Origin of the sequence: Streptomyces sp. SID10853 (genome assembly GCF_010548145.1) — a bacterium.
Taxonomy (GTDB): domain Bacteria; phylum Actinomycetota; class Actinomycetes; order Streptomycetales; family Streptomycetaceae; genus Streptomyces.
Genome location: NZ_JAAGLN010000438.1, coordinates 1 through 2,387 on the forward strand (window position 1 = coordinate 1; position 2,387 = coordinate 2,387).

The following is a 2,387-nucleotide window of genomic DNA, read 5'->3' on the forward strand; positions in this document are numbered from 1 at the left end:
CAGCGGGGCTGCGGCCGCCCGGGTGTGCTGCGCGGGTGCGGCCGGTACCGCCGTCGGTGCCGGGGCGGCCGCCCGCGGAGTGCGGGTGATCAGCTCGTGCGGCAGGAGCACCAGGACACCGGTGCCGCCGCGCGCCGATGGGCGGAACGACACGGTCAGACCGTGCTTGCGGGCCAGCCGCCCGACGACCGCGAGGCCGAGCCTGGTCCCGGACAGGCCGGCCAGGTCGGTCTGCTGGGTGGTCTCCGATGTGACGGCCCGTTCGGCGCGGCGCAGCTGGACGTCGCCCATCACCAGACCGCTGTCCTCGATGGTGACGATCACGCCGGCCGGGACCTCTTCGACGTACACATGGACTTCGGCGGTGGGCGGTGAGAAGTTCGCCGCGTTGTCCAGGAGTTCGGCGAGCGCGTGCATGATGCCCTCGGCCGCGTGGCCGGCGATGGCGATCTCGCTGGTCGAGTGGAGGCGTACCCGCTGGTATCCGGCGATCCGGCCCATCGCGCCGCGCAGGATCGACTCCATGACGATCGGCTTCGCCCAGCGGCGGCCGGAGCGGGCGCCTGCCAGGACGGCGATGGAGTCGGCCAGCCGGCCCGCCTGGGCGGTGCGGTGGTCGAGGTGCAGCAGGTCGCCGAGTACGTCCTCGTCGGTGTGCCGGTGCTCCATCTCGCGCAGGTCGGCGAGCATGCCGGTGGCCAGGGCCTGCATCCGGCCGGCGGCGTTGGCGGCCGACGACAGGGCGGCGGAGCGCTCGGATTCGGCGCGGCTGATCCGGGCGGCCAGCTCGGCCGACTTCGCGTTGTACTCGGCGGTGAGCCCGGCTGCGGTGGCCTCACGCTGCGCGGTCAGCTCGGCGGTCTTCGCCTCGTGGGCGGCGGTGAGCTGGGCGGTCCTGGTCTCGTACTCGGCGGTGAGACGGGCGGCACGCGCGCCGAACTGGGAGTTCTCCCCGCTCAGTTGATCGATCCGGGCACGGAGGGTCCGCGACGTTCTGGTGGCGTAGGTCACCGCGTGGACGGCGGTGGCGACAGCGGCACTGAACAGCAGGGCTGCCCCGGCCGAGCACCAGGCGAGTGGGGTGCGTATGGAGGCGGGGGCTGCGGCCACCGCCCATACGCACAGCAGGCCCGAAGCGATCACGGAGATCAGCAGAGCCAGCGCGGTCGGGCGGAGCGGGGGGCGCTCTGTCATCTGGCGGAGTCCTCATGGACGGATAGGTCAGAAGGGGTGAGAGTGGAGTAAAGCGGTCATGACGGTCATGCGTGGACTAAAGGCATACGAGTATTCCTGCGTAACACCTGTCAACTATAGGAGGGTTGGTGATCGGTTTGGGAAGTTGCTGGTGTGGAAATTGTTGACTCTGGAACACATTGTGCACAGGGGCATGCTGGAACCATGGGCGAGCACCAGGACGGGCAGACACACGGTCAGCAGGACGGTCGGAGCGACGGCCTGAGGGGCCGTCCGGCCGACGGCACGGCCAGGAGCGAGGCCGGCGCCAGGACCGGCGGGACCGGCAGCAGGCTCAGCGATGGGGCCGGCGACGGGAAGGGCGACAGGGCCGGCGGCGACCTGGAGCACGCGCTGCGCCGGTCGGTGCGCGGAGACGTCGAATTCGGGGTCACCGCCCGCTCCCTGATGACCATGGACGCCTCCAACTACCGCCGCGTCCCGCTCGGTGTCGTCGCCCCGCGCGACGCCGACGACGTGGCGGCCGCACTCGACGCATGCCGCGCCCACGGGGTGCCCGTGGTGCCGCGCGGCGGCGGTACGTCCATCGCGGGCCAGGCCACCGGCACCGGCGTCGTCCTCGACTTCACCCGGCACATGCGCGCGATCGTCTCGCTGGACGCCGGGGCCGGGACCGCCGTGGTCCAGCCCGGGGTGGTACTCGACGACCTGCGGGCGGCGGCCGGCGCGTACGGCCTGACCTTCGGCCCCGACCCGTCCACGCACGGCCGCTGCACGCTCGGCGGGATGATCGGCAACAACTCCTGCGGCTCACACTCGGTCGCCTGGGGCACCACGGCCGACAACGTCCTCCGGCTGACCACGGCCGCCTACCAGGGCGGCACCCACCGCATCGGCCAGGGCTGGGAAGGCGCACCGCCCGGCCTGCGCGAGCTGGTCGACACCCACCTGGCGCTGCTGCGCACCGGCTACCCGGCCGGTCTGCCGCGCCGGATCTCCGGTTACGCGATCGACGCCCTGCTCCCCGAGAACGGCCCCGACCTGGCCCGCGCCTTCTGCGGCAGCGAGGGGACGCTCGGCGTGCTGACCGAGGCGACCGTACGGCTGGTGGACGCGCCCCGCGCCCGGGCGCTCGCCGTCCTCGGCTACGCCCACGAGGGCGACGCGGCCGACGCCGCGGCCGGGCTGCTCCC

Annotated in this window: 2 protein-coding genes; one reads left to right on the forward strand and one right to left on the reverse strand. The window is 73.0% G+C overall.

Annotated features, from left to right (window positions below):
* Positions 1-1,194 (reverse strand): ATP-binding protein (locus G3I19_RS36035; RefSeq protein WP_164267886.1); only part of this gene is annotated, 1,194 nt, incomplete at its 3' end.
* 204 nt (positions 1,195-1,398) lie between these two features.
* Between G3I19_RS36035 and G3I19_RS36040 the strand changes: the two genes are divergently transcribed.
* Positions 1,399-2,387 (forward strand): FAD-binding oxidoreductase (locus G3I19_RS36040; RefSeq protein ID WP_164267887.1); only part of this gene is annotated, 989 nt, incomplete at its 3' end.